Raw genomic sequence first — 25,329 nt, 5'->3', positions numbered from 1 at the left:
CAGTCCGATGGCCTATCCGATATATATCGCAATATCATTTATTGCGATATCAAATGGAGAAAGCCATGAGCCAGCCGAACCAAGCCACCCGCCGCGGCGCGATCACCGCAGGCATCGGTTTAGCCGCCGCAGCAACCACGTCCCTCGGCGCTACCGCTGATGCCCAAGCCGCCAAGAAGCCCTCCGCGAGTCCTCATGGCGCCAGCCGCACCGAGAGCGGCTTCGCGACCACGCGGGACGGCGTCCAGATCTTCTATAAGGATTGGGGCCCCAAAGACGCGCAACCGATCGTCTTTCACCATGGTTGGCCGCTGAGCGCTGACGACTGGGATGCCCAGATGATGTTCTTCCTGTTGAAGGGCTATCGCGTCATCGCCCACGATCGCCGCGGGCACGGTCGTTCCACACAGACCGACAGCGGCAATGAGATGGATACGTACGCCGCCGATGTCATCGCTCTCACCGACCAACTCGATCTGAAAAATGCCATCCACGTAGGACACTCCACCGGTGGCGGCGAAGTGGCCCATTATGTCGCGCGCGCAAAGTCAGGTCGCGTCGCGAAAGCGGTTCTCATCGGCGCCGTGCCGCCCATCATGCTCAAGACGGCCGCCAATCCCGGCGGACTTCCGCTCGAAGTCTTCGACGGTTTCCGCGCGGCGCTGGTTGCAAACCGGGCCCAGTTCTTCAAGGACGTCCCATCGGGCCCGTTTTACGGATTCAACCGGTCCGGCGCCAAGGTCAGCCAAGGCCTCATCGACAATTGGTGGCGTCAGGGCATGATGGGCGGCGCCAAGGCGCACTACGATTGCATCAAGGCCTTCTCTGAAACCGACTTCACCGACGATCTGAAGAAGATCGATGTGCCGGTGCTGATCATGCACGGCGAGGACGACCAGATCGTCCCGATCGGCGATAGCGCCCACTTGGCAATCAAGCTGGTCAAACGCGGCACGTTGAAGACCTATCCTGGTCTGCCGCATGGGATGGCTTCGACCCACCCCGATATCATCAACGCGGACCTGCTGGCCTTCTTCCGGGCCTAAGGTTTCGCAAAGCGATCGTCCCCTGCTGCGCACGCGGGACGATCGCTCCCGGCCTCGTTATAATTAGGCTGACAGTGCACTCATTTCTCACTTACCTCAATTGAGTGCACTGTAATTACGGTGACAGTGCTGGACCGCACCCTTTAAGTGAGACAGGCCAATTGAAGTAACAGGCGTCGAGGATGACGTGTAGCAACTAACTTCGCCGGCCGTTTCGCCCCTGCCCCTCCCCCCCGTTTCCTGCTATCTCTCCCCCGCCGTTCCGGCCCAAAGCAAAACCCTCCGTCCACCAAGGGAGCAACAACCATGCGTTATCTCCACACCATGCTGCGCGTGCGCAATCTCGATGTCGCGATGAAATTTTACCAGGATGCGCTGGGGCTGAAGGAGGTGCGGCGGATCGAGAACGACAAGGGGCGGTTCACGCTCGTGTTCCTGTGCTCCTCGGACGATCTCGACGCGCTCTCCGACCAGCCCAAGACGCGCGGCGCGCCGCTGGTCGAGCTCACTTATAACTGGGACGAGGAGAAGTATGGCGAGGACCGCTTCTTCGGCCATCTCGCCTATGAGGTCGACGACATCTACGAAACCTGCGCGAAGCTGCAGAAGGCCGGCGTCACCATCAACCGGCCGCCGCGCGACGGCAACATGGCCTTCGTCCGCTCGCCCGATCTGCATTCGATCGAGCTGTTGCAGAAGGGCGAGCCGAAGGCGCCGGCCGAGCCGTGGTTGTCGATGCCCAACACCGGCCATTGGTAAGGCCAATTCCCGCAGGAACAAGCTCCCGCGGCCGGCGTTGCCCCTCCGACAAAACTGATGGAGGAGAACGCGATGGGACGCGGAATTTTGTTGTGGCTGCTGGGCGTGCCGATCCCGGTGATCATTCTGCTGTGGCTGTTCTTCGGCCGTTGATCTCAGCGCAAACGCGTTTGCGTTTGTCGCCAGCGCAAACGCGTTTTGCTGATGTCGCCAGCGCAAACGCCTTTTGCTGATGTCGCGCCGGTTGCTTTGCAACGAAAGCTCCGCTCCCAGAGCGGAGCTTTTTGCATGAGAGGCTCGCGGCAAGGCGCATCCCTGTGCGCGCGAAATTCCGCTATCACCCGCGGCAGATGATACACCGCGGGGAGGATTTCATGCCGGACACGCAGCTGACGATCTGGGGCCGCGCCAATTCGGTCAACGTGCAGAAAGTGCTGTGGTGCCTGACCGAGCTTGGGCTGCCCTATCAGCGCATCGACGCCGGCATGGCTTTTGGCAAGACCCGCGACGCCGACTATCTCGCCATGAACCCCAATGCGCGCGTGCCGACGCTGGTCGAGGGCGACTTTGCGCTGTGGGAATCCAATTCGATCATGCGCTATCTGTGCCTCGCGCATGGGCGCGGCACGCCTGTATATCCGGAGGCGCCAAAGCTGCGCGCCGGCGTCGATCGCTGGCTCGACTGGACGCTGTCGATGGTGCAGCCGGTCGACCGCCCGGTGTTCTGGGGCATCGTGCGCACGCCGCCGGCCGAGCGCGACATGATCCAGGTGCAGCAGGATGCCGATGCCGCCGCCGAGGTCTGGGCCATCGCCGACAACCTGCTCGCCACGCGCCCCTACATGGAGGGCGATGCGTTCACGCTCGCCGATATCGCCGTTGGCGCCTATGCGCGGCGCTGGCTCGGCGTCGAGGGGATCACCCGTCCGGCGCAGCCGAACCTGACGCGGTGGCTCGCCGAGCTCGCCAAGCGGCCCGGTTTTGCAGAGCACGTGGCGCCGCCGATGTCGTGAGCCGCTGAGGCGGCTTAAGTTGCAGTGAGAGTGTGCTGAATCGCTGTAGGCGCGCAAACGGCCCGCGCCCGGCTTCTACTGTGCATGGGGTTGTTTTCGCGGTTTTGGTTCAGCGCCCGCCGACGACATCGACGCGGGCCGCGCCGCCGATCTTCACGCAGGTCCCCTCGACCATGGTGAAACCCCGGCCATAGGCGGCGCAGCCATTGGCCCTGGCGGTGGTGCCCTTCAGCGGCAGGGTCTTGCCGGATGGCTGCTGCTCGGTGGGCGGCAGGCGCAAGGTCTCAGCCCCGGCGGCGGAGACGAGCGCGAAAGAGAGAACGAGGACAGCGATGCGCATGCGCGCCTTGTAGCCCGGACCGGCGGCAGGCGCCATCCGGCGGCGGTCAGAGGAACCTGATGCCGGCCGACTTGCCGCGGCGCCAGACCACCTGGCAGCTCCGCCCGGTCCGCGCGTCCCGCGCAAACGCCATCCGGATCACGCCCGGAAGCTGGCTCGCATCCTCGTCCAGCGTGATCCTGGCGCCCGAGGCCGAGATATCCTGGACCAGGCAATGCCGCGCCGCGAATCCGCCGTCGAGCGTGATCCAGGCATGCTGCGACAGCAGCTTGCGGGCTGCGCGCTTCTTGGGCTGTGGCATCGGCTTTCAGTCTCCCCCGCCAGCGCTAGCCCGGGAACCCTAAGAAACCGTTGAAATCGCAGCCCCGATCCTTCCGGGGCCAGGGCTATCCACCGGGCCCAAAAGAGCGGCCGGGACGGCTTGCCCACGGCCGCAAACGCCACTATACGTTCGCCCGCTGCAAGCCGCCGGGCACGACTCGGACCGGCCAGCGGGCCTGTCGCAACATGCGGCGTGGCCTTGCGTTTGCTCCCTTCGTCTATCGGTTAGGACGCCACCCTTTCACGGTGGAGAGAGCGGTTCGATTCCGCTAGGGAGCGCCATGTTTTTCAATGGCTTAGCAAACCGTCCGCCACTGATGTCCAGCATATGTCCAGCATTCGGAACGTGCTGATGCCCTTTCCCCGCGCGCGCTCTGACCTCTGATCGGCTCCAATGTCACCGCGCGCGCGAGGGCGCGCAACTACGTGCTCGACGAGCGCGGCGGCCAATATCCTTGGCTGCACCGGACGAGCGCGGGGCCTTCAGCACGTGACAGCTGCCGCGCATCGACCCTTGAGCAAGCATGGAGTGGGCGCAGCGATCCTCCGGGGCGCAGGAATTCTGTCGTCAACAGCGGCGATCTCCACCGCAAAACGATGGGTGAGACGTCCAAGGATTCACGACCCCGGCGGCTCACCTATCTTCCGCCTGCGCTCCGCCTAATGTTGGCAGGTGGTCTTGTCAGTGTTGAGTGGAGAGAGGCCGTGGAAAGCAAGCCAGCATATGGGATCGAAGAATTGGCGAAAGCCGGTCCGCTGCGTCGGACGTATCTGTTCCAGGCTATCAAGGAAAAGCGGTTGATCGCGCACAAGGCCGGTCGACGCACGATCGTCACTCACGAGAACTTCCAAGCATTCCTGCGCAGCCTCCCGGTGGCAGGTCCCGCAAAGCGCAGCGACCGATGATGCTCCTATCCGGGCTGCGCCAATTGGCGCAGCCTCGAAGCTCCGAGCCAGCTAAGCTGCTTTGATGCGCTTTGCGATCTTGGCGATCGTCGCGCGGCTGCATCCAGTCACGCTCTGGATCTCGCCCCACGATTGTTTGGAGGAAAGCATCCGGCCGATCGCGGCGTTGCGTTCGGTATCCTCGGGACGGCCCTTGTAGCGCCCCTCCGCCTTCGCTTTCTCTTGACCCTGTGCCTGTCGGCGGCGCCGATCGACGTAATCCTTGCGGGCCACGGCCGCGAGCATGTCGAGCAACATCCCGTTGATCGCCTCGAACATGCGACCGGTGAATTCATCGCCGGAGCTCGTTGCCATCATCCAGGACGTCGGCAGGTCCAACGCCACGACCCGCACGCGGCGCGCGGTCATTTCCGATTTGAGGCGCTCCCAGTCCTCCGCGGTCAGACGCGACAGGCGGTCGACCTGCTCGACCAGGAGAACGTCGCCCGGGTGCGCGTCGGCGAGCAGCCGGAACAGCTCCGGACGGGCGAGCTTGGCTCCGCTCTCGTTCTCGACGTACCAAGCCGCAATGGTCAGACCGCGCTCGGCGGCGAATGACCGGAGCTGCTCGCGGGCGCGGTTGGCATCCTGCTCGGAGGTCGAGGCCCTGAGGTACGCTCGGACGAACATTTTAGCCCCCTTGGTTCACTTTGGATGGTTCATATAATATCGGTTCATTTTGGATTGTCAAACCGAATTACTGAACCACTCCGGAAATAGTGCACTTGGGGTAGACCCAAAATGAACCGGCAGGCGAACCGACTCAGGGGCCGGCGTCAGCGCTCTACGGAGTTAGCGGAGGACGCTTTCTGTGGCGCCGCGGCGATGAGCAGCGCGCGGCTTTCGATCACAGTAATCCCTTTGCTCTGGAGTCCGTTTACATCGCGGCAGCGGCGCGACGACCATGCCCCGTCGCCACCGATAGATCCGTTGGCGAGGTGCGCATAACTCGTCACGTCGACTTGGACGGCTGAGGACACCACTTCGCAGCTAGGTGTCCATGCTCATCCTATTGTTTTCATTGAGAACGGACGACTTGGACGGTCTGGACAGCCAAAAGCTCGCTCTAAGCTTTCAGGATTTCATAGTCGACCGCGCAACGAACGAGAGCAAATCATCCTGCATATCGGCGGACGCGCCCCCTCCCCCTCATTCACATTTTTCCACCACGGTTGTCCGGGCTCGACGTCATGATCAGCGCGCATAACGCCGCCCCCTTACAGAGGCCTCTATAAATTGGAATAGAATGAGGTCGTCCAAACCGTCCAAAGTCGTCCAAGGTGCTAAGAAATTCAGGTGCTGAGACGATCTCTCGGGTCGTCCAAAGCCGTCCAGCGCCGCCCTGGAGTCGATCGAGACACTTCCAAAAGAGTCCGCCGCGTTCATCTTCCGACGCGCAAATCGGCGGAGAATTTCTCTCTCCCCCAGGCCGGGCTAAACGAGCGCCAACCAAACGGGATTCCAATACGTTCCACTTCCGACCTCGCAGTCATGCTCGCGCCACCTTTTTGACACCAGCAATATCGCCGACAAGCGCGCCTTTGGACGGCGTGCGGGTGTAAATCCAAAGGGGGCCGGGTGCCGAAAGGCGAACCTGAGAAACTTCGCAATCTGAGAATATTGCAGTCAGCAGCGAAGCAAGTGGGGAATTTCCCCAGTTGAGGGAGGCGCCGGCATACGAGCGACCGACAAAACCGCAATGAATTGCGCTTTTGTCGCCGTTCAAAAGCTGCACATGTGCAGCATTTTGGGGCCGGTCCGATCGGGACAACAGCTCAAGATGCAAATTTGCATCTTGACCGTCTCGGGATCCGGGCAGGCAGGGCTGGCGCAAAATCCCAGATCAACAGGCAAATTTGCCGCTTGCTCGCTCACCATCAACAGCGCATCGGCAAAAAGCGACGCGTGCGTCGCTTTCAACGAGATCATGAGGATTACGATTGGGGGCGCGTCGGGGCAAAAAATGTTCCGCGCGCGGCATTAAGTGGCCGTTGAACGCTCCCAGGCGATGCCCGCGCCATCGTGCAACGCGCCCAAGAAGGCCAACAGGGTTTCCGGCCGCAGCCCCCGCAGGTCCCGAATAGCAATAGCGCCATCGACGGTCTCGAAGAGATCCGTCAGACGATCTATGCCGTGGCTCGCAAACTCGCTGAGGACATCGGCCATCGGTTGACGCGCCGCGCGTGCGGCCAGGTCCCGCTCCCGCGTCAATTCCTCGATCCGAGCCGAGACATCCCGTCGATTTAGAAGCTTGTTGTGATTTGCTCTGTTCGCTTCGTATCCGGCGGTTACGTATGCCTGCCGCGCCTCCTCGCCGTCGAGCACGATCGCGCGGCAAAATCTCTCGTGATTTGGATTTCGAAGCTTTGCCATGTCGGTTGCATCCTCTCCGCTTCTACGCTTCCCTCTACCGGGAAGAGTAGACTGAATCATCCCTGCCGGGGCGGAACGATTATGATCGTTCGATTGCCCGAATGTCGGCGATCGATCGTGAACCCCTTGTGCTCGAGTAAGGGCTGAGCGCGCTTGATGCGGTTGCCCAGCTGAGCTGGGGTCTTCGGCCATGACCGTGAGCTTCGTATGCGCTCTGGCGTCGCGGAGTCCAATTCAACCTGTAATGCCGTCGGCGTCCCTTCCCATCCGTCCTCCGCATGCTTCAACATGATGAAGTCGCGAATTGCGACGGCCACCGCATCGGCCTCGAAAGTATCGTTGACGACCGCCGTCTGGTTTTTCCGATAGGCGGTCTGGAATTCACCCCCTTGCCATCCGAACGCCGGCGCCGCGGCCATCGACCATTTCTCGAAGTCGGCCATGGATCCAGGTCGCTCGATTTTAATTGTGTCGATCGAGGAGAGAGCTCGCGACACCCCCTCGAGGAGAGAGCCGATAATTCGGCCGCGCACAGATTCGAACTCCATCCAGAAATCTTCTTCGGCCTGACGGCGCTCCGGCGCGATGCTGGTAAGATTGATCACGACAGACCGGCGGCCGACGTCAGCTTGTTCCGTCAGCGTTGGAATACCGTTCAATAGGATCGGCCGCTGCACGGAGAACACAGCTTCATCGCGGTTTGTGTGGAGCGCGCGCGTTCTGAAGCCGGATCCGCTGGCGAGGCGACAAAGGGCGTCGGGCAGAAATCCGTTCACATCGCTCAGATTGTCGAGCCCCTGCACCCAGGTGTTCGATGCAGCCAGGACAAGATCTCGCTCATCCTTCGGCGCTGCGCATATCATCGCAACGTCCGGGTCAATCAGCGACCGCAGCAATCGGCACAGAACGCTCTTACCGGTGCCCTGGACACCGTTGACGATCAGGATCGGGAACGGCCTTCCGGGCCGCAGGGCAGCAACCAGCCAGGAGACGATCAGCTTGAAGTCATCATCACTGCCCACGTTTATGAAACCGCGGAGCCGCTCGATAACGTCCCCTGCCTCGGGCTCGGGCAGCGCGCGGGCCGAAACTGATCGTAGAAATTTCACGGGAGGTCGATCGACGATCCGCCAACCCTTCGCGGTGATTTCAACAGCGCGCCAAGCGTCGTCACAAAGGTCGAGATATATGCGCCCGTTGGACTCTCCGACCCGAACAAACGGATCATATCGGTGGCCATCCTCATAGGCCTTGATATCGAGCGTGCGCCTTATGTCTTCGAGAGCTTGGCTTGGAAGAGCGACGCCGGTCTTCCGATAGTACAGGCCAGACAGCCAGCGTTCGAGCCCGTGCGAACGGAGAGACCAATTCTCGACATGGCCATTGACAGGCACCGTGGCGTAGGTGGCGCCCCCAAAGTCCCGCCAAAGTTCGACCCCTTCCGTATTCAACACCGCGCCGATCACGTCATCACGTTGCCGCGGACGACGATGCCGGGGCCCGGCTGCAGCCGCCGAGGGCACAGCCGCAGCCACAAGATCTGCGGCCCGTCGCTCATCCCAGCCGGAAGACTCAGCATCAGCGGCGTCCCACCCGACAGACACACCCTGCGGGGGTACAATGATGGCTACCGACGCCGCTTCAGCTTCTGTGGCCGTCCGCTGCACCGCCTTCGCGAAGGCCAAGCCGGCAGCATCGGCATCCGGCCAGATCGTCACCGCTCGCCCACGCAAAGGCGTCCAATCCGCCTTGTCGCAGGATTTGCTTCCGTTCGGGCTGGTCACCACCGCGAACGCCGGCAGGAGGCGCGCGGCAGCGTCTGCGGCCTTTTCCCCCTCAACGACCAGGACGGGCGCGGAGGGCCGCTCCGCGAGCCGCTGGAGCCCGTACAGCGGTCGGGGCGTAGGCCAGCTTGTCCAGCGCCACGATGTCTCTGTGCCGCCCTTTTGCCGCCAAAGGGTCAACGGCCGAAATTCCTTCCCGTCCGGACCGTCAAACCGAGCGACATATCCAACCAAGCGGCCGTCCTGGTCAGTATAGGTCCATCTGGATGTTGGCTTGCCGAGGCTCCGATGGGTTGCGGGCGCAGGCTTCGCGCCGGCCGACACTGGAGTGATGATCTCCCATTCGTCGCTGTCAGTCTTTGCAGTCGGGCGAGAGGAGCCGCCTCCGACAGGCGCAAACGGATCGTTCTTATTCGTCATACGGATTGATCCCGAGCGCAACGGCGAGCTTGATGGCCGCCTGCGCTTGCGAAAGGTGGAAGAGATAGGCTGCGAGCGAGATGAGATCGCCACCGGAGGCGTCGACAGCGAAGTCAGACCAGCGACCAGTCCGCAGGTTGACCTTGAAGCTTCCACGGCGCTTGTCCGAACGGGTGGGGTTGGGTGCGACCCACTCCGCTCCTTCCCGACGTCCATTCGGCAGCCACCGCGACACGAGCTCGCTCGAGGCGGGCAAAGACGCCTCGGCAATACGCCGAAAGGCGATCCGGCGCCGCTCGTTCATTGCTGATCGATCGAGCCCGACGGGTCTTGCTCGATCAAGCCGCGCGATCGAGCAACCGAGACGGCTTCTTCGATCGCTACACTTATTGGGCGGAGATGTTTGAGGCTCAGCGAAATGCCCTTTGGGCCTGCGCGCCATTGACCGTCGCCAGCCTCAAACCACTTCCGAAGATCAATCAGCCAGGTGCCCTTGAAGCTTCTGATCGCGACGCGAGCGATCTCGCCGCGGCTAAGCGGCCACTCAGCGATCAGGATTGGTTCAACGTCGTCTGTTGGTGAGCGAGAATTGTTGCGCCGAGGCGCTTCTTGTGCGAGTGTCGTCATTGCGAATTTTCCTTTTGCCCGGCCATCGCGCCGGGCATTTTTTTGTTTTTGAGTTATGCGGATTGTGCGGGAGCGACCTTGGGCAACTGTTTGACCCAGGACTCCAGATCGCCAGCGAGGATCAGAGTGCGCCGACCGCGCTTGACGGCGACCAGATCGCCGGAGCGGATTGCTTCGTAAAGCGAGGATCGTCCGGCGCACGCCACGGCGCAGGCTTGCGCGATGGTGTATGCCAGCGGTGCCGCTGCTTCGGTGGATGGGGCGTTGTTCGTGTGCATGTGCTTGTTTCTCGTAGGACCACGATGGACAAACAATTGCACTTCAACGCGCTCATCTCATCGGACATCGGCGGACATGTCCGAAATCGGTTCAGCAGCTTCGAGGAACGCGGCTTAAATCGGAATACCTCTGCGCTGATAGTATCTCTTCAGGCTCTGGCGAATTGCGTCGAGCGAGATGGGCACTTTATTGCCCGAGTTAAAATCGCCATCGATCTCGCGGGCAATTTCGGCGATCTTTTTGCCTTGTGGGCCTTCGTCGTAGCCGCGCGCCTTCAATACTTTCTCAAGCTTTGAATCTACAGGACGTGAGTGCGCTTCAGCTCTGAGACATTCAAGAGCTTCAGAGATATCAGCCCGCCGATCAATTCTCTGCGCTTCGCTGAGTTTTCTCCGCTCTTCGATGTTTACAGGCTTCTCGATGTCTACGGGCTGCTTTCCATCACCATCAAGCAATGACAAATACTCGCGGACATCTGCCAACAGGCGCCCGCGACGTAGTGCGCGTTGGAGCGCGTTGGAGACGGCCGGATCATTTCGCAAGCAGACATAGTCGGGCGATCGCTTCTCGGAGATCCAGACTAAGGTCACCCAGTCGCGATTTCGATCTCGTACCTGCTCCAGCAAGGCCAGATCATTTCTAGTTTGAGGTCCGATCCAGCGACTTCCAAACTTCGTCTTACCGAACCGTTCCTCTCGGTCTGTGCTATCGCAATTCAATTCAGGAAGGCCTGAATATTTCGGCAAAATCGCCTCCACACCACGGCGAGCCACACAGCAACGCTGCGGGGGCAACCGAGTGTGGTGATCGGCTTTCGGCTGGCCGGCCTAGCCCCGCGCGATTCGGATTCTACTCTTGTTCCTGCGACAAGGACTGGATCTTCTGATATTTTGCACAAGCGCAATAAATCGCCATGCGGTGGAGTCCGCGTCCAATCCAGCCCGTTGAGATGCCGTGATGATTGAAGGAATCCTGATCGCCGCCGGGTCCGTGGCCCTGGGCCAATGGATTGCGAAGTGGCGAAACACGCCGCGATCCCGGCAGCCGCAGTGGCCAATGACCGTTGGCCTATTCCTGGGACGCTCAGTAGCCCGATTGATTCGCCGCAAGAATGGCTGGCAGCGTGGTGGCAACAGGCGTCGCTCGCCGCAGCAGGTCGGCCACATCGCCCATTCCTGACGGCCGCGAGGCCAAAAGGGACGCCAGCAGCGACTGTCCGGGCCGACTATAGGCCCCGACGACGCCCGCACCGCCGATGCCAGTCCCGATCGCCGCTGCCGGGCTTGCCAGATACATGCCGGCCAGCGTCGGCGCAGCAACGGCCATCGACCGGAACGGCGTCCCGGAATCCGGCACCTTGTTGCCAAGCACCGCCTTTCCGGCTTCCGCCAGATCCTGCATCGGCGCCTCACCGCGGGCAAAAGCGCCCTTGCGCATCGAGGGGTCGAGCTGGCGGACGGAAGAGAGCATCTGCGCCGGCGTGAACACGCCCTGATCAGAGCCGATGCGGCCGGCGGCGCCTTCCACCCGAAGAGCATTGCCGAAGGCTTGGTTGATATTCTTCAGTTCGGCAGCATGCGTAGGGTTGCTGCGCACCAGAAGATCACGCATCTCCGCCTGCGCTTGCCGGAAGGCGCCGCCGAGTTCTTTTTCGCTCGCGAGCGCGCTGGTCGAATAATCCTTGGCAAGCTTACCGAGCTCGCTCTCGACCTCCTTGAAGCTCTCGCCGGTCATGCCTCCGGCCGGGCTCATCTTGCGCAGGATGACGTTCTGGACCGTGTTTTCGAATTTCTTCGACATATCGGGCGTCAGGCCCTGCGCGCCCTGCAACAGATTGCGCATGTTGCCAACCCATTGCTGGTCTGCCTGCACCTTTAGTTGCGGCAGCAGCTTGTCATAGGCCGCGCCGATCTTGTCGTGCATCTCCGCGACCGCCTCGCGGCCGAGCGGCGTGCCGGGCGCCAGTTTTTCGCCGATCGGCTGGAGCGCCTGATCGACTGCAGCGCGATTGAAATCCTGCACTGCGCGACCGCGCGCCGACTTGATGGCATCGCCAATGACCGGAATACTCTGGGCGGCCTCCTCGACGCGATTGGCGCCGCCGCCCAGGATCTGACCCGGGGTTGGCGTCACCCCGGCATCCATCAACTGCCGGGCCTGGCTGGTGGCTTTCGACGCAATGGGAGACACGACCCGCGCCACGCCGCTGACGACAGCCGGCGCAACCGCGCCGCCGACGGCACCGGTACCGGTCTGGACACCTTTCTGGGCCCAGAAATCATCATTCTCCGTATTGAACACCGGCTGCAGCGCGCCGGCCTCCGCGCCGCCGATGAGACCAGCCCCCATGCGTGCGACAAGGCCGGGGGCCGCCGCTCCAGGTGCGGCAGCCGCGAGCGGAGCCGTCGCTACAACGTTGCCGACTCCGCGCGCCACATCCGGCACCTCCTTGAACTGCCGCGCCGCCTGATATTCCTCCTCGCCCTTCTTGTTGATGCCCTCGACGCGCTCGCGCTCGCCATGCATGAAGTTTTCGAAGGACGATCCCGCGGGCGCAACCGCTTCAAGCCCCCTCGTCAGTAATTGCGCGCCAGCATCAATCGGATCCCGCAGGCCGCGCAGGAAGGACTTGCCGCCTTCCTTGTAGCCCTCCGTCACATACTTCATCATCTGCGCAGTGTGCGCGGGATCTTCAAAGATCGGATAGCCTTCCATCGTCACGCCGATGACGCGCGACAATTGGGCAGGCGCAGCGTCAGCCGATTTTCCGGGCTGCTGTGTCTTGAAGCTTGCGAATTCGTCTGGGTTAAAGTCGGCCGCCGGCGCCGACGCTGAAGGGGCTGCCTTTCCTTTGAAGTCAGCGAATTCAGCCGGATCAAAGCCATCCGCCACGTCAGTATCCTTCCGCATGCATCTTGGCGAACGCCTGCTCTTTCGTCATGCCGCCGGATACCAGCTGTTTGTAGCGCACCGCAGGATCTTGGTGGGGCGCAGCAGCGCCGGCTTTAGCTGGACTCGCCGATGCTTTTTCAGCTGCCTTCGGCACAACATCCGGAACCCGCGCCGCGGCGATATCAGCGCGCAATTGCTTGTCAAAACCCGCATCGAGGCGGCCATGCTCCTTGATGTAATCGTCTGCCTTGTCGCCCCACTTCATCATCAAATTGCCGGCGCGATCCAGCAGGTCAATTTTCGCCTTGATGCCGGCGAGCGAGTCCTCTGGCGTGATGTTGGCCTTTTCTTCCAGGTCGAGCATCGGCTTGAAGATCCGTCCGCCCTGCTCTCCCGTTTCCGAAGCCATTGACTTGATGCCGGAGAACTGGTCGGCCAGAACGCGCGCAGCGACCTGATTGAAGATTTCGCGAGGTGCCGCACCTTCCGTCTTGATCCCGAATTGAGCGGCCATGCGCTGCAATTGCAGCGCGGCATCACTGCCGGTACCGGGCACGAAATTCGGCGAGGCCGCTACCTGGCGCAAGACATCAAGGTTCTGCTTTTGCTGGGCCGAGATCATCGCAGAGCCAGACAAGCCCTTGTGCAGGGAGTCATAGTATTTTGCATTGGCTGCGGCTGTATTCTCGGCATCCTTCTGCATGCCCTTGGACGCCGCAATCTGCGCCGGAACATCGGTGAGTCCGGTCGCCGTCGGATTGGTGATCCCAGCGTCGGCAACCTTCTGCAGCTTCTGCCCGAGCTTTTCCTTGGCGGCCGACATTTGGTCGGGCGTCGGCGCTGGAACTTGCGGTTGGAGCGATGGCGGCGCAATTCGGAGTCCCATGGGCGGAACGGGCGCCGCCGAGAGGCGCGGACCGTTCAATGGAATCGGAGGCGGCGTCACGCCGGTTTCTCCGATCTGCGCTTCTTTGCGCACGGTGGACGTCAGGGCATTGGCGGCGTCCGGATTGCCCGAGGCCTGCAATCTGGCGGCGTCCTGGATCGTTTTCCCCGCGTTCGATTGCGGATTGGTGTCTTCCACGATCGTGTTTGCGCCCTGCCGACGCGTCTCGCCGGCATGCGTCGTGTAGGGCTCACTGCTGACAAGCGCGGCCTTTTCCGCGCTTCGCGCACCCATCATCCGCACCAGCGGATTCTCGCTCGCAAGCATGTCGCCGATGGGCGTGCCGGGCGGAAACACCCTGCTCAGACTATCCGGAACGCCCGCATAGAGCTTGGCAAGATCAGACGTAGCGCTGCGCTGCAAGTAGCCGCCAGCCGCGGTCTGCGCAACACGCGCGAGCGCCTGCAAGGGCGAAGCAGGTGCCGCCGAGTTGCCTTGGGTCAGCAGCGATTGCGCCAGCTGCATCTCGGGCGTAATGGCCGCCGCAGCAGGATCCATCAATGCTGCGGAATTTGCCCCACTATCACCAAGCAGTGCTGCCACCAGAGGAGAAGTCGCCATCTCGCCCTACCTTATACCAACAAAGCCAGCAGAGACGTCAGCGCGACGCGCGCCAATGCTTGCAGCGGTGACGCCGGCGCAGTCGGTAGCCCTTGCTGAACCATCGCTTGGCCGAGCTGAAGGTCTGGCGCCGCCATAGGATGATCCAGCAGACCAAGGCCACTGCTGTTGGCCCCCAACATGGCCGCCGCGAGAGGTGATGCCGGCACTTTGCCCTCCGTCAATTCTGTGATGCCACGATCGCGGCCATCGCGATGCGACCGAGGAAACCTTGTTCGATCGGGCCGACCTTGCCCCTCAGAACCACTTCCTGGAGCACAGCCTCAAGCGCTCCGCGCCCCAGAAACGAACCGAACCGCTTCGAGTGCTGAATGAGCGCCTCTGCATAGACAAGCCCCCTGGTAACGTCGGCCTCATAGTCGCCGGTCTCGGTCACGGACCACGCAGAGCGTGGGATGTCCCGATTGTCGGGGTCCAATTCAACGAAGGGCAATGGCTTGGACTCGCACCGAGCGATAGCGGCCGCGACGTGATCCTGGATATCAGGCATTGCGTCCCCGCCATGTGCTGTGGTGCGTATAGCTACCATCGTTCTGGATGCCATCCGAGGTGGCGCGGACCAGATCCACATCCCCGCCGAGCTTCTGCTTAGCCTGAAGGTATTCGCTATTGAGCGGAGCGGTGTAGAAGGGCTCGCCGGGCTTATAGGTCGCGGTGACGGTGATGTCAGCCATGTGAAGCTCCACCCTGTGGCGCTCCGGGAAGATGGCCGGCGTGCACAACGACTTGCTCAAGGAACTCGTCGACTGCATCCCGGGTCTCGCGTGTTAAGCGGGCGGCTTCGTTGTCGGGCATGATGTCGGGGGCCAACCCTCTGCTGGTGAAACGGGTGGCTTCGATAAATCGTTGCATCCAAGGAAATGGATCAGGCTGTAGCCGCGCCATATTGAAGATTTCGGACATCAGAAGCAGTTCGATGGCGTTGAGACGGCCCTGAATCCTCCAAAACTGATCTTCCGTCATTGAATTGCGCTCCTGCCGTTACTGTCTGATCATCACGTTGAACCATGTCGTCGGCTGCATGATTCCGAACGGAACGCTCGTTCCCCCCTGCGCCGTGCCGGTAAAAGTGGGCCCTGAACCAGTCGAGGTTACCGCACCAGAAGCTCCGGCGTAGTTTATGCCAAAGCCGCCGCCGCCAGTCGTCGAAGACGTTGGTGTGAGCATGATGTCGCTACGTGTAGACGTCACGCTGATAGAGCCGTTCGTTCCCTGCGGGGTATAGGGAGGGAGATTGCCCGTTCCCAGAGTCACGCTCTCGGCGCCAGTTATTGACCCCAATGCCCTCGACGTAAGCCCGCTTCCCGCTCCCGCAACACCTAGCGCTCGTCCCAGCGTCTTCGGCAACGTCATCCGGCAATTGGCAGCCCACGCAGCTGCAGCGGTCCCCTGCCCTGCGCGGGTTGTTCCCGAGCCCGTGCTCGTCAGGATCGGCGCTGCTGTATCCGACAGGTTGTTGAACATCAGCGTGAACAGCGCCTGGTTCAGCGCGCTATTGCTGTTTGAAGAACCTGACGCCGCGCTCCCGAAAGTGCCGTCGTCGAACATCAGCCAGCCCGTCGGTGCCAAGGTGGCGACCGTCAGCATGACGGCACCTGTCGTGATGAGGCCGGTGTTGACGGGGTTGAGCAGTTCATAGCGCGTGTTGGCGTTGTTGTAGCGCAGGATGATCTCGGCGAGGTTGCCGGGGATATCGCCGGGGACAAGTGCGCCGCCACCGCTTTTCGTGATCGTGCGCGCCGTCTGGCCATCAGGGGCGAAGGTCGGCGTCGGCGTTGCATTCGGCGCCGCGACGCGGACGGAGTAGAGAGCGCCGTCAGAAGGTGTCCCCCGACCCGGCGTGAACGTCGCGGTCAAGGCATCGGCCGAGCCGCCGGCGATGGTCCAGCCGATCAGACCGTCCTGCGCCTGGTTGAGCGCCGCATAGTCCGTCCGATTGGCTGCGTTACCCACGCCTGTATGCCGGAAGGTCGCCATCGGCAGGTTTGCCGTAGGTTGTCCCTGGCCATCGCGCGTCAAGCAGTTGCCGAAGCCGGAAGTCGCCAAATCATTGCTGTCGGCGTCCATCCGGCTGGCAGTGATGTTGAGGCCGGCTGCCTTGTCGGCAATCCAGCTGTACAACCTCGAAAAACCACCTGAGCCATTCCAAGGCAATTCGCGGCCCTCCTATTCGACCTGAGCCGAGGATGGGAGAGAAAGCTCGATCTCGTCGGCACGCAGCCGATCCAGTAAAGCGCCGCGTATATAGTCAGATCGGGAGGTGAGCCGCTTATCAGCGGCACTCGTCAACGCTTTGGCCAACGTTTCCGGGGCGCGTATCTGAATTAACTTGTCGCAGCGCATCAATGCATCCAGCAAGTTTAGTGGTTGCTGAACGTATTACGCTCGTCTCCTATTCTCATCGGACATCAATGGACATGTCCGTTGAGTTCTCTTAGTGGGCTACTTTCGCCGCGGCAGCCTGCCCTTCTTATGCAGACGCACTCCCGGCGTTCCTCCGTTGGTGAACTCTATGCCCAACTCCTCAAGCGCTTGCTGGACCTTGTCACGGGTCGAGGCAAAGCCGGCAACGGGCTGATCTCCGCACGCCTCCTGGGTCCGTATCGTGTTGATGCTGACGCCTGCAAGCTCCGAGAGGCGCTCCTGATCAATCCCAAGGAGAGCCCGTGCGGCCTTGATGTGGTTTCCCGTCAAATTCATCTTCCCCCTCCCAACTTTGGGTGTTGTACCCAATCTATAGAATGGATATCATACCCAAAGTTAAAATGCCGATAAAGCAGGGAGACGGCCATGGCGAAAGCATCACCGGAAAGTGCAAGCACTTCGTCCAGAGGCGAGGATCAAGTCAATCGGGCTAGGAAGGGGAGAATTGACGGCAAATCTGAGGGCGGTACCGCAATCCTCGCAATTGCTCCCCATGGCGAAAGTCGAAGCGACAAGGTTGCCTCCCTCGCCAAGGATTCGGCCGAGGGGCACGGAGCCAAAACATCGCGCAGAGGATTTATCATGAATACGATCGTCTCAACCGCTGCTATCGCGACCGCTACCGCTATCCCCAACCAGTCGGAGGCCTTCACAAAAGCGCATCTCCAGACTGCGGTCGAGGCCCTCGACCCAAAGCTGATCCCTGCAGCCTTGGTGTACCTCGACAATCAGGATGAGACCGCAAAACGCGCGGCGTGTTTGTCACGCACGGAGACTGTCATTGACCTTTTGCGAACTCGGTACATCCGAGAAGGCTGGACGATCGATGAAGACGCCGCCGAGCGTACGCTGGCCTATAGTCGCGCATATGCTGCCGACGGCTCCGATCCCGACGACGAACGCGAGGCAGCGATGGACTTTTTCCATAGCCATGGTGTGTCACTGGATTGGGTATTCGGAGGTGACATCGCAGGGCTGATCTGCGGAGCAGCCAAAAACTCTCCAAGAGCGACCAGCATCGCCGATGCTCAACTGATCGCTCTGGCCGACCGGTATATCGCTGCCGAGCGCATCTATAGCGATCTCACCTCCAAGGTGGATCAGATGGAAGGCACATTCAGGTACCAAAACGACCGGCCCATTCCTGCAACTTTGTTTTGGCAGGAGAGCGACGAAAAGCTGGGGCTGCCTTCTCCCCACAGCCTGTACATTCGAGGCCAGCTCGGAACCTTGGAGGATCACCCAGCTGCATTCGAGACCGAAACGGACATTGCTCGGCTGCAGGCGGAGAAATGGGTCACTTCCACTCGATCCGAGGGTGACGGCGGATGGAAATTGTCCAGCGAGTATGACGAGCCGACGCCGGCTGCAAGGGCAAGAGCCGCCGAAATCATAGCGGCCTTCGTGGAGTGGCAAACAACGGCGAAGAGGCCTCCACTCGGATACAAGAAGGCACTCCGAGAACGCGACCAAGCGGAAAGGGCTTACATGAAGATCGAAAAGGAGATCGCCAAAATGCGCGCGCAGACTTTCCAAGGGATGTTCGCGAAGCTCCGCTGCGCTCATCACTATGCGAGGACAAAGAGGATCGATGGCATTGAAGGGGGAAGTTGCGCGGAGGTCATGGCGCTCTCGATGTTCAACGATTTGAAGAGGTGGAGCGGCGAGAGCCAGACCGTCTGACGTTCAAGCTTCATCGGAGCTAGACTGACTAAGGACACCGGGGGGCTCGTCACCTTGACGGGCCCTTTCTGTTCGCTGCATCTGTCCCGAGGTTCCGGTTACCGCTACAGTCCGCGGGCCGCAACAGACATCGCGGATCTGGGATGCAGGGAGCAATGCCATGTTTCGTGGAGATCAGGACGACAAAGAAAAGCCCGAGGATCACCTCAGACAGCAACTCGCGTTCGCCAAAGATATGGGGGCGAGAGATGGGAGCATCCTAAATTCTATCGTCGCCAAAAACGTCCTTCATGAAGATCTCGGAAGGTTTGACTCGTTCCTGCCACGATACAATCTCGACGAGGACACGCGCGATAGACTGATCGTCCACGCCCGCCAAGATGCGGCGCACGCCGTAATCAACACCGCCGCGCTACTTGACCAGCTGGGAACGCTACGGCGGACCCTTCGTCTCATTCTTTCGCTGGTGCTTGTACTTATTTTCATGGTCTTGGCCCCGATCATCTATGTCCTAGTGGTCAAAAATTGATTTCATCAATTGAGATGCTCGAGGCGCGCGCCATGGATCATCCGGCCGACAAACTGCACGAAATCAGAAAGCAAATTCAAGCTCGTCAGCGAGACCTGGTTGAATTGGAGGCGCGCGCCGGCGTTGCCGAAGCCGCTGAGAAGCTGCGGACAGATCTTCCCCATTACGAACTCATCTACGATGCTGCTGAGCGCTTTAGCGACCAACAACGGGAGTTCGAGCGGCAAGAGGAACAGCGGCACCGGGAGAGAACGACTCGCCGCATGCGCGATCTATATTTTTCGGTTCGCGAACTCGGACTCAGGAAAGCCTTAATCGCAAAGGAGCGGGAAATCGGGACTCTTGACGTTCACTATTGGCGGCAGGAATTGGACAACGCGGCGGGTCGGCTAACGACCGCGAAATCAGCCCATCAGAACTGGTGGGTATTCGGGGCGCTGTGGGGCGCGCTCTTCATCGGATTGGGCTTCGTTTCGTTCAATTGGGTTGGTGCTCTCGCCGGATTACTCGTTGGATATCTGTGGGCGCGCGAGTGGGAGCGCCGCGCCCTTAGCAGTCGCAAAACCGAGATTGAGGAGGCGGATCGCGAATTTAGAGAAGCCGAGCAAGCTTGGGATGAGGTGAGAAACGAACCTCTGATCTTCTCGCAGCGAGAGGCCAGGACGGGTGAACCAGATCCGACGTAGCCACGTTGCTAATCCGGCGGAACCCGCCATGATCCAGCCCGACACCGTGACCGTGCCACCTTGATGGCACTGCCCCAATCCGCATCCGTCGGCGCAGCGAGCGGCGATAGGCTACACCAGGCGGCGCAGATGAACTCCTGACAGGGGCCGGGGGACGCTTTCGGATCGTGCGCCGTGAGTATCCACCACTCCGCGAAGAGCGCAGTCACGAACGACAGGCGCCAGACGTTGCCTCTGCGTTTCGACAGATCGCGACGCGCCGACACGATCCCCTCAGCCGTCGCCTCAAGAAGTTCCCTCGACCGGGATAGGCTCTCGCAAAGGCGCTTAATTCGCGGTACAGCGTCGCCAAGTTGATCAAGATTTGCGCGTATCACTTCCGCCCTGACCTCTCCAGCGTAGAGGGCGGTTCGCAGGCGCGGGCCCTCCTCTCGCAGATACTTCAGCGCGTCGAGGACAACAGGTTTTAGGCTGTCTTGCTTTTCCTGTTCGCTGGCAGCGTAGAGTGCTGCCCGCAACGCGCCATGACGAGCAAGAGCAAACGGGCATATCCCGAGCGGGTGCTGTCGGCGCAGCTCGACCGGATCCCGAAGTCGGCGCTTTCGGCGCAAGATCTGCACACATTCGTCGATCGGCAGCGTCGGCCGCGGAAGGCGCCCGGGCGCCCAGCCTGACGGCAATTCAGCGCGAGAGACCACCTTGAGCCGGCGGGCAAGATCACGTTGCCCTATCGTGGTTGGATCGAACGAGGCGATCAACGAGTAACCCGCTTACGGGAGGTGGTCGGCGGTCGCAACTGCTTCACCTTGCCTTCCCCGGCTTGGCCAAAGCTGGGCGCGTGGTCACGCACCGCGTCAACAATGAACGAAGGCGCAAGGTGACCATAGTGCTTCTCAACCATAGTTGTTGTGGTGTGACCGAGATTTTTGGCGACCACCAGAAGCGGCATTCCGTTCATGACGGCGTGACTTGCCCAGGTATGCCGCAGTCCATGGAAGGTGATCCGGGGAACGATGCCGCCTCGCTCGACAGCGCGGCCCATCGGGGCCTTCTGAGCGTCGTCGCACCAGGGCGAACCGTCCTTCCTGAGGAACATCCGCTCTGATTTGTCGCGGCCGGCCGTAAGCTCGAGGAAAAAATCGGTGGCATCGTGACTGAGGATGATGTGTCGCGGTTTGTCGGTCTTCGAGTCGTAGATCGATAGGGTGCCGGTGTAGGGATTAAAATCCCGAACCAAGAAACTGTAGAGCTCGCTGTAACGGGCGCCACTCTCAAGTGCGCCACGCGCGAGCTTTGCAAAATCGTCTTCCTCAATGGCTTCCAAGAAGCGGGGGATCTCGTCGCTGGACAGGAAGCGCACCCGAGCAGCGTCAACGTTTTTGAATGGCTTGACGCGACGCCAGGCTCGATCGCTGGCGACGTGGCCATCGTCGAATGCCCTGTTCAGGGCAGCCTTCAGCTTCGTAAGGACTCGATTGGCCGTGCTTTTGCGCTGCCGTTCCTGCTCTTTTTCATCGGGATTTGCCTTCTTGTACTTCTGTTCCTCCCCCTTTTTGGTCCTAGTCCTCGCCGCTGTCGCGGCAAGGTCCCTGAACCACTTCCGGATCTGTTCGGTAGTCAGGCTGTTCAGTTTGGTGTTCCCCAGCACAGGCCTGATGAGGGCGTCGATTGCGTACTTTGCCTCTTGGGCAGATTTTTTCTCGGCCTCCAGATAGGCGACGTAGTTGTCCAGGGCGTCGTTCACCGTCTTTGGCCCCGCCGCTATGCCGGCCGCGCTCTGTGCACGGTCGACCATCCGCTCGCGAGCCTTGTCCTGCGCTTGCCAAAAATTGAGGACCGCCACTCCGTCGGCGTCCGAAAAGTCGTCTGCCGTCGCGAAGGTCTCGGTGACATAGTCGTTTTTGCCGCCGATGTGGAACCTCAGGACCCACTTTCCCGGGCCGCTGAGGGGCTTCCGGTAGCCGAGCGACACACCCGGCTCGATCTGCCGCCAATATGGCTTCCCGCTGGCCTTGAGGCGCCCGCGCGCCGTTCTGGAATCCAGCGTTGCGTCGAGCACTCTGCGCGCCATGGGAGCCGCCCCCTCGAATCCTTGCCGCAGGTCGCGGCTACCGATTGGTGAAGGAGGCACCGAAGAACAACCGTGCTGAGCCCCCGTGTCCAGCGGATGTCCAGTAATTGAGGACAAATCTGAGTGGACACAGGCGGACTATATCGCACTATCTTATTGAAGTCACTTGGCTTTTTTGGACGATGGCGGACGTTGGCGAACGCTAACCCAATCCTTTCACGGTGGAGAGAGCGGTTCGATTCCGCTAGGGAGCGCCATCCCATCCAGATCCCCTCACCGTTCGCTCAGGAAGCTGCCCTGCACCTTCGCGCAGGCGAGCCCGACCGTGTAGACATGGATCCCCTCGATCACGCAATGCTCCGGCTTGAGCGCCAGCAGGCCGATCGAATTTTCCTCGTCCAGCGGCTCCGCTGAGCGGACGATGATGCAGGGATAATCGGCGGCGAGCTTCGCATAGCTATAGGTGCGGAAATTCTTCTTCAGGACGCGCGTATAGGTGTTGTGGTCCAGCAGCGGGACCGCGAAGGCATGTTCATAGGCGACGGAGAACCTCTCCCGCATCGGCTGGTCCCCCCAGGGCTGCAGCGTCATGTCCCAGCCGTGGTTCATGTCGTTCTCCGGCGCGCGCACGAACATGCGGGATACGTTGGCGCAGGCGGGCCCCGCCGCAACCACGGCTTTCGACAGCCGGGCCCCGATCGCATTCGACGCCGCCGATTGGCGCGCGACAGCGCGGGCGTCGATCAATGTCGTCGTCGCCATGGCAACGCACAGGCCGCCCGCAACGAGGCTCAGCGCGGCCGATGGGATGCCCGGGAGCAGACGCCGGACCTGGACCACGACCAGCACCAGGACGCCGCCGGTCAGGGCCCACGATGCCATCATGTAATGCAGCGCGAAATGCTTCGACGTCGCCACGAGGTGCGCGGCAAAGATGAGGAACGCCGCGCCCAGCGTCAGACTGACGGGATCGCGCCAGGTCCGGTTCTTGATGCACCAGGCCAGCGCCGTGCCCGCGGCCGCCACATAGACGCCGAACGCAAGCGGCACGGCCGCGATGATCTCGCGCATGTTCGACCAGAACGTTGCGAAGTCGATGAATCCGGACTCGCCCCCGCCGTAATATCCCTTGTGGGTTGCGATTTGAACGAGCCACCCGAACCCGCGCGTAATCGTTCCCGGATTGAAGATCAGGCTGAATGCAACGAAGCCGATCGCCCCGGTGATCAAGGCCGCGACGAATGCCCGCCTGTTTCTCAGCAGGCACACGGCAAACAGCGCCTGCGGCAGATAGAGATATTTGGTCGCGAACCCCAGCGCGAAGATCGCTCCGGACAAGACACCGAGGCGGGTCGCCGGCGGATCCTCGTCGAGCGCGGCCTTGATCACGATCGCCATGCCGAACAGGGCAATCGCGACCATCAGGCTTTCCGGCGCGAGCACCGTCTGAAAGTGAAACGCATCGGCATGCACGAACGCGCCGGCCTGAAACAGCATCGCGGCGATCGCGCTATGCGTCGTTCGGCCGACGATCAGCCCGCCCGCCAGCAGCGCGCCGGCGAGCACCAGCGCCTCGCCCGTCCGCGCTGCGTAGGTGATCGCATCGTAATGCTCGAGCCCGAACGCGACGATGTCGTTGGACCGGGCGAGCAAGGCCCAGCCCCTGACGATCGCTTCGACCAGAAGTGTCGTCGTCGTTCCCGGATGATCGAACTTCAGCGAGCCGTATCCGGCAGCCGCGACGAGCCCGTTCATCGTGTAAGCCGATTCCGGGTCGACCTGGACGCCCCACACCGCCTGCCACGCCGAATACTGCAACGTCGCCGCCAGATACAGCGACGGCACGATCAGGATCAGCAGCGTTCTGATCCTCCCGCTCATGCGCGCATCGGGAAAGCAGTCGTCTGACATCTTGCGCGGGCCTAGATCGCCTTGATCTTGAGGAAGGCGAAAGCCACCATCTTCAGCAGCATCCAGCCGTGGCGAAACCTCGAGATCTGCGTCTCGCCATAGGTGCGCGCGGCGTAGCGGATCGGAAGGTCCACGGATTTCAGGTTGAGCTTGGATGCGCCGAAAATCAGGTCGAAATCGCCGAACGGATCGAAGTCACCGAAATAGGCCTTGCCGGCCTTCAGGCGCTGATAGTCGCTACGGCGCAGAACCTTGGTGCCGCACAGCGTGTCCGTGTAGCGCTGATTGAGCAGCCAGGAGAACAGATAGGAAAAGATCTTGTTGGCGATCAGGTTGAGGAAGCGCATCGCGCCTTCATCCATGGGATAGACCAGGCGCGAGCCATTGATGAACTCGCCTTTGCCGGACCGCAGCGCCTCGGCAAATTTTGGAAGCTGCTCCGGCGGCATGGTCAGGTCGGCGTCCAGAATGATCAGCACATCGCCGCGCGCGGCGTCGAACGCCGTGAAGACGGCATCAGCCTTGCCCTTGCCGGGCTGGCGCATCACCTTGATGTCCTTGGTGGGGTGCGCCTGCTTGACCCGCTCCATTTCCTCGAAGGTGCCGTCCTGACTGTGGCCTTCGATGAAAATGATCTCGATGTCGCTGCAAAAGTCGGGAATGCGCAGCACGGCCGGCTCGATATTCCCCCGCTCGTTGCGCGCCGGGACAACCACCGTGGCAGATGCGAAATCTTCCCTCGCCCTGCGGCTGGAGCGCGCGACCAGATAATGTCGAAGCGACAGCTGGCGAATCCCCGGCAGCACGCTGACGAAACGATTGAGAAAACGCCCGAGCCCGAACATCCGGACCGGCGAAAGCACACGCTGCTCCGATTTCACCGGATCGAAATCCGCAAGCTTGGCAAGGCTGCGCAAGTCCGAAGGCGACAGCACGTTCTGCTCCGGCTGCGGCATTCGCAGGCCGACGAGCTCGGCGAATTTCAGCACCGGGTACCAGAGATGCGAGAAATAGCCGATGACCAGGCGCGTATCCCGCGTGCAGAGCGGATGCAGCTGGGCGATGAATTTCTGGCAATCCTCGAGCGAGCCGATCGTATCGAGGACGAGGATGTAGTCGAACGGACCTTGCAGCGCATCGATCGTCGTGGGCTCCTCGGCATCGCCTTCGACGAAAGTGAGATCGGGATGACGCTGCCGCGCGATCGCGATCTGCTTGCTGCAGAAATCGACCCCAACGCCGTATGACGGCGCGAGGCCCGCGAGCGTATCGCCAACGCCGCATCCGATTTCGAGCACGCGACTTCCGGGCGGGATCAGAAACCGCAGATAGCGCTCATCCTCGTCGTGGAAAAAGCTGTTTTTCGCGCGCCATGCGACGCGATCCGTGGCGATACGTTCGGCGTGATCGAGAATGCCTGCTTTTCGCGGAGACAGGCAGCCAGCCTTGACGGTCAGGTCCATGACAAGGCACGGGCCTCATCGAGCCCGCTCGAACGAGAATTGACAGCGAAGTCGAACGCACCGACGCAATGCGCTGCGGCCGTGAAAACAAACATCAAATTGGTCCCCCCCGACCTTGTCGGCACTCAAGCCCAACTGGGGAGCGAGATCAACAGAAACGTCGTTGGCGGACCTTATCGGAAGATGACCGCATAGG

Annotated in this window: 27 protein-coding genes and 1 tRNA gene; 8 read left to right on the top strand and 20 right to left on the bottom strand. The window is 61.3% G+C overall.

Annotation, left to right across the window (positions count from 1 at the left end; translation table 11 throughout):
- The first annotated feature begins 65 nt into the window (after positions 1-65).
- The 3 genes from M2427_RS14710 (at position 66) to M2427_RS14700 (ending at position 2,818) form a co-directional block, all read left to right on the top strand.
- The gene (locus tag M2427_RS14710) at positions 66-1,046 is read left to right on the top strand and encodes an alpha/beta hydrolase (RefSeq protein ID WP_280707168.1); all 981 of its coding nucleotides are present in this window, start codon (positions 66-68) and stop codon (positions 1,044-1,046) included.
- A 306-nt stretch (positions 1,047-1,352) separates the two neighbouring features.
- Positions 1,353-1,805 carry a VOC family protein gene (locus tag M2427_RS14705; RefSeq protein WP_280707075.1) on the top strand — a complete coding sequence of 151 codons (453 nt, stop codon included), beginning with the start codon at positions 1,353-1,355 and terminating at the stop codon, positions 1,803-1,805.
- A 374-nt stretch (positions 1,806-2,179) separates the two neighbouring features.
- On the top strand, positions 2,180-2,818 hold the full coding sequence (locus M2427_RS14700) for a glutathione S-transferase (RefSeq protein WP_280707074.1): 639 nt from the start codon (positions 2,180-2,182) through the stop codon (positions 2,816-2,818).
- A 109-nt stretch (positions 2,819-2,927) separates the two neighbouring features.
- Here the strand turns inward: M2427_RS14700 and M2427_RS14695 are convergent, their stop codons facing one another.
- Both M2427_RS14695 and M2427_RS14690 read right to left on the bottom strand, forming a co-directional pair.
- Positions 2,928-3,158, bottom strand: coding sequence for a hypothetical protein (locus M2427_RS14695; RefSeq protein WP_280707073.1), 231 nt, complete (start codon positions 3,156-3,158; stop codon positions 2,928-2,930).
- 46 nt (positions 3,159-3,204) lie between these two features.
- Entirely contained in the window at positions 3,205-3,459 is a 255-nt protein-coding gene (locus M2427_RS14690) for a PilZ domain-containing protein (RefSeq protein WP_128951962.1), read from the bottom strand.
- Between the two features lie 227 nt (positions 3,460-3,686).
- Between M2427_RS14690 and M2427_RS14685 the strand changes: the two genes are divergently transcribed.
- Positions 3,687-3,761 (top strand) — tRNA-Glu (locus tag M2427_RS14685).
- A gap of 423 nt (positions 3,762-4,184) precedes the next feature.
- Positions 4,185-4,385, top strand: a complete 201-nt coding sequence (locus M2427_RS14680) for a hypothetical protein (protein ID WP_280707072.1) — start codon at positions 4,185-4,187, stop codon at positions 4,383-4,385.
- Positions 4,386-4,436: 51 nt separating this feature from the next.
- Here the strand turns inward: M2427_RS14680 and M2427_RS14675 are convergent, their stop codons facing one another.
- From M2427_RS14675 to M2427_RS14605, 15 genes are all read right to left on the bottom strand, one after another.
- Complete coding sequence (locus M2427_RS14675) at positions 4,437-5,054, bottom strand: recombinase family protein (protein ID WP_280707071.1); 618 nt, start codon at positions 5,052-5,054, stop codon at positions 4,437-4,439.
- Positions 5,055-6,146: 1,092 nt separating this feature from the next.
- Complete coding sequence (locus M2427_RS14670) at positions 6,147-6,353, bottom strand: hypothetical protein (RefSeq protein WP_280707070.1); 207 nt, start codon at positions 6,351-6,353, stop codon at positions 6,147-6,149.
- A 51-nt stretch (positions 6,354-6,404) separates the two neighbouring features.
- Positions 6,405-6,797 carry a terminase small subunit gene (locus M2427_RS14665; protein WP_280707069.1) on the bottom strand — a complete coding sequence of 131 codons (393 nt, stop codon included), beginning with the start codon at positions 6,795-6,797 and terminating at the stop codon, positions 6,405-6,407.
- 56 nt (positions 6,798-6,853) lie between these two features.
- Complete coding sequence (locus tag M2427_RS14660; RefSeq protein ID WP_280707068.1) at positions 6,854-9,001, bottom strand: DUF6371 domain-containing protein; 2,148 nt, start codon at positions 8,999-9,001, stop codon at positions 6,854-6,856.
- Positions 8,991-9,305, bottom strand: coding sequence for a hypothetical protein (locus M2427_RS14655; RefSeq protein ID WP_280707067.1), 315 nt, complete (start codon positions 9,303-9,305; stop codon positions 8,991-8,993). Before M2427_RS14655 ends, M2427_RS14660 begins: the two co-directional genes overlap by 11 nt.
- Positions 9,302-9,628 carry a transcriptional coactivator p15/PC4 family protein gene (locus M2427_RS14650; protein WP_280707066.1) on the bottom strand — a complete coding sequence of 109 codons (327 nt, stop codon included), beginning with the start codon at positions 9,626-9,628 and terminating at the stop codon, positions 9,302-9,304. Before M2427_RS14650 ends, M2427_RS14655 begins: the two co-directional genes overlap by 4 nt.
- A 53-nt stretch (positions 9,629-9,681) precedes the next feature.
- On the bottom strand, positions 9,682-9,906 hold the full coding sequence (locus tag M2427_RS14645; protein ID WP_280707064.1) for a helix-turn-helix domain-containing protein: 225 nt from the start codon (positions 9,904-9,906) through the stop codon (positions 9,682-9,684).
- A gap of 114 nt (positions 9,907-10,020) precedes the next feature.
- Positions 10,021-10,533, bottom strand: coding sequence for a hypothetical protein (locus M2427_RS14640; RefSeq protein WP_280707063.1), 513 nt, complete (start codon positions 10,531-10,533; stop codon positions 10,021-10,023).
- A gap of 457 nt (positions 10,534-10,990) precedes the next feature.
- Positions 10,991-12,799, bottom strand: a complete 1,809-nt coding sequence (locus M2427_RS14635) for a hypothetical protein (RefSeq protein WP_280707062.1) — start codon at positions 12,797-12,799, stop codon at positions 10,991-10,993.
- Position 12,800: 1 nt separating this feature from the next.
- Positions 12,801-13,826 (bottom strand): hypothetical protein, encoded by a 1,026-nt coding sequence (locus M2427_RS14630; RefSeq protein ID WP_280707061.1) that lies wholly within the window; start codon positions 13,824-13,826, stop codon positions 12,801-12,803.
- 700 nt (positions 13,827-14,526) lie between these two features.
- The gene (locus M2427_RS14625; protein WP_280707060.1) at positions 14,527-14,856 is read right to left on the bottom strand and encodes a hypothetical protein; all 330 of its coding nucleotides are present in this window, start codon (positions 14,854-14,856) and stop codon (positions 14,527-14,529) included.
- Positions 14,849-15,040 (bottom strand): hypothetical protein, encoded by a 192-nt coding sequence (locus tag M2427_RS14620; RefSeq protein WP_280707059.1) that lies wholly within the window; start codon positions 15,038-15,040, stop codon positions 14,849-14,851. The genes M2427_RS14625 and M2427_RS14620 overlap by 8 nt, the downstream gene beginning before the upstream one ends.
- On the bottom strand, positions 15,033-15,329 hold the full coding sequence (locus tag M2427_RS14615) for a hypothetical protein (protein WP_280707058.1): 297 nt from the start codon (positions 15,327-15,329) through the stop codon (positions 15,033-15,035). Before M2427_RS14615 ends, M2427_RS14620 begins: the two co-directional genes overlap by 8 nt.
- An 18-nt stretch (positions 15,330-15,347) precedes the next feature.
- Positions 15,348-16,487, bottom strand: coding sequence for a hypothetical protein (locus tag M2427_RS14610; RefSeq protein WP_280707057.1), 1,140 nt, complete (start codon positions 16,485-16,487; stop codon positions 15,348-15,350).
- Between the two features lie 321 nt (positions 16,488-16,808).
- Positions 16,809-17,066, bottom strand: a complete 258-nt coding sequence (locus tag M2427_RS14605) for a hypothetical protein (protein WP_280707056.1) — start codon at positions 17,064-17,066, stop codon at positions 16,809-16,811.
- A 90-nt stretch (positions 17,067-17,156) separates the two neighbouring features.
- Here M2427_RS14605 and M2427_RS14600 point away from each other — a divergent pair, with 90 nt between their 5' ends.
- The 3 genes from M2427_RS14600 to M2427_RS14590 all read left to right on the top strand — a co-directional run bounded on the left by M2427_RS14600 (position 17,157) and on the right by M2427_RS14590 (position 19,688).
- Positions 17,157-18,473, top strand: coding sequence for a hypothetical protein (locus M2427_RS14600; protein WP_280707055.1), 1,317 nt, complete (start codon positions 17,157-17,159; stop codon positions 18,471-18,473).
- Between the two features lie 160 nt (positions 18,474-18,633).
- Positions 18,634-19,002, top strand: a complete 369-nt coding sequence (locus M2427_RS14595; RefSeq protein ID WP_280707053.1) for a hypothetical protein — start codon at positions 18,634-18,636, stop codon at positions 19,000-19,002.
- Between the two features lie 32 nt (positions 19,003-19,034).
- Positions 19,035-19,688: a hypothetical protein gene (locus tag M2427_RS14590; RefSeq protein WP_280707052.1), complete on the top strand. Its 654-nt coding sequence runs from the start codon at positions 19,035-19,037 to the stop codon at positions 19,686-19,688.
- Between the two features lie 754 nt (positions 19,689-20,442).
- Here the strand turns inward: M2427_RS14590 and M2427_RS14585 are convergent.
- The 3 genes from M2427_RS14585 to M2427_RS14575 all read right to left on the bottom strand — a co-directional run bounded on the left by M2427_RS14585 (position 20,443) and on the right by M2427_RS14575 (position 25,133).
- Positions 20,443-21,759: a site-specific integrase gene (locus tag M2427_RS14585; protein WP_280707051.1), complete on the bottom strand. Its 1,317-nt coding sequence runs from the start codon at positions 21,757-21,759 to the stop codon at positions 20,443-20,445.
- 273 nt (positions 21,760-22,032) lie between these two features.
- Complete coding sequence (locus tag M2427_RS14580) at positions 22,033-23,640, bottom strand: hypothetical protein (RefSeq protein ID WP_280707050.1); 1,608 nt, start codon at positions 23,638-23,640, stop codon at positions 22,033-22,035.
- 41 nt (positions 23,641-23,681) lie between these two features.
- Entirely contained in the window at positions 23,682-25,133 is a 1,452-nt protein-coding gene (locus tag M2427_RS14575) for a bifunctional class I SAM-dependent methyltransferase/glycosyltransferase family 2 protein (RefSeq protein ID WP_280707049.1), read from the bottom strand.
- Between the last annotated feature and the right edge of the window lie 196 nt (positions 25,134-25,329).

The sequence above is a fragment of the Bradyrhizobium sp. BR13661 genome, assembly GCF_029892425.1.
Lineage (GTDB): Bacteria > Pseudomonadota > Alphaproteobacteria > Rhizobiales > Xanthobacteraceae > Bradyrhizobium.
Note: the sequence above shows the minus strand (reverse complement) of the source record. Positions and strands in the feature narration are given on the sequence as shown.

Excerpts from the sequence above, each read along its gene's own strand:
- M2427_RS14700 (WP_280707074.1), top strand. The coding sequence starts at position 2,180 with ATGCCGGACACGCAGCTGACGATCTGGGGCCGCGCCAATTCGGTCAAC.
- M2427_RS14690 (WP_128951962.1), bottom strand. The coding sequence starts at position 3,459 with ATGCCACAGCCCAAGAAGCGCGCAGCCCGCAAGCTGCTGTCGCAGCAT.
- M2427_RS14580 (WP_280707050.1), bottom strand. The coding sequence starts at position 23,640 with ATGAGCGGGAGGATCAGAACGCTGCTGATCCTGATCGTGCCGTCGCTG.
- M2427_RS14665 (WP_280707069.1), bottom strand. The coding sequence starts at position 6,797 with ATGGCAAAGCTTCGAAATCCAAATCACGAGAGATTTTGCCGCGCGATC.
- M2427_RS14625 (WP_280707060.1), bottom strand. The coding sequence starts at position 14,856 with ATGCCTGATATCCAGGATCACGTCGCGGCCGCTATCGCTCGGTGCGAG.
- M2427_RS14710 (WP_280707168.1), top strand. The coding sequence starts at position 66 with ATGAGCCAGCCGAACCAAGCCACCCGCCGCGGCGCGATCACCGCAGGC.
- M2427_RS14590 (WP_280707052.1), top strand. The coding sequence starts at position 19,035 with ATGGATCATCCGGCCGACAAACTGCACGAAATCAGAAAGCAAATTCAA.
- M2427_RS14650 (WP_280707066.1), bottom strand. The coding sequence starts at position 9,628 with ATGACGACACTCGCACAAGAAGCGCCTCGGCGCAACAATTCTCGCTCA.
- M2427_RS14605 (WP_280707056.1), bottom strand. The coding sequence starts at position 17,066 with ATGAATTTGACGGGAAACCACATCAAGGCCGCACGGGCTCTCCTTGGG.
- M2427_RS14585 (WP_280707051.1), bottom strand. The coding sequence starts at position 21,759 with ATGGCGCGCAGAGTGCTCGACGCAACGCTGGATTCCAGAACGGCGCGC.
- M2427_RS14660 (WP_280707068.1), bottom strand. The coding sequence starts at position 9,001 with ATGACGAATAAGAACGATCCGTTTGCGCCTGTCGGAGGCGGCTCCTCT.
- M2427_RS14655 (WP_280707067.1), bottom strand. The coding sequence starts at position 9,305 with ATGAACGAGCGGCGCCGGATCGCCTTTCGGCGTATTGCCGAGGCGTCT.
- M2427_RS14615 (WP_280707058.1), bottom strand. The coding sequence starts at position 15,329 with ATGACGGAAGATCAGTTTTGGAGGATTCAGGGCCGTCTCAACGCCATC.
- M2427_RS14705 (WP_280707075.1), top strand. The coding sequence starts at position 1,353 with ATGCGTTATCTCCACACCATGCTGCGCGTGCGCAATCTCGATGTCGCG.
- M2427_RS14675 (WP_280707071.1), bottom strand. The coding sequence starts at position 5,054 with ATGTTCGTCCGAGCGTACCTCAGGGCCTCGACCTCCGAGCAGGATGCC.
- M2427_RS14695 (WP_280707073.1), bottom strand. The coding sequence starts at position 3,158 with ATGCGCATCGCTGTCCTCGTTCTCTCTTTCGCGCTCGTCTCCGCCGCC.
- M2427_RS14620 (WP_280707059.1), bottom strand. The coding sequence starts at position 15,040 with ATGGCTGACATCACCGTCACCGCGACCTATAAGCCCGGCGAGCCCTTC.
- M2427_RS14645 (WP_280707064.1), bottom strand. The coding sequence starts at position 9,906 with ATGCACACGAACAACGCCCCATCCACCGAAGCAGCGGCACCGCTGGCA.
- M2427_RS14600 (WP_280707055.1), top strand. The coding sequence starts at position 17,157 with ATGGCGAAAGCATCACCGGAAAGTGCAAGCACTTCGTCCAGAGGCGAG.
- M2427_RS14670 (WP_280707070.1), bottom strand. The coding sequence starts at position 6,353 with ATGATCTCGTTGAAAGCGACGCACGCGTCGCTTTTTGCCGATGCGCTG.
- M2427_RS14575 (WP_280707049.1), bottom strand. The coding sequence starts at position 25,133 with ATGGACCTGACCGTCAAGGCTGGCTGCCTGTCTCCGCGAAAAGCAGGC.
- M2427_RS14595 (WP_280707053.1), top strand. The coding sequence starts at position 18,634 with ATGTTTCGTGGAGATCAGGACGACAAAGAAAAGCCCGAGGATCACCTC.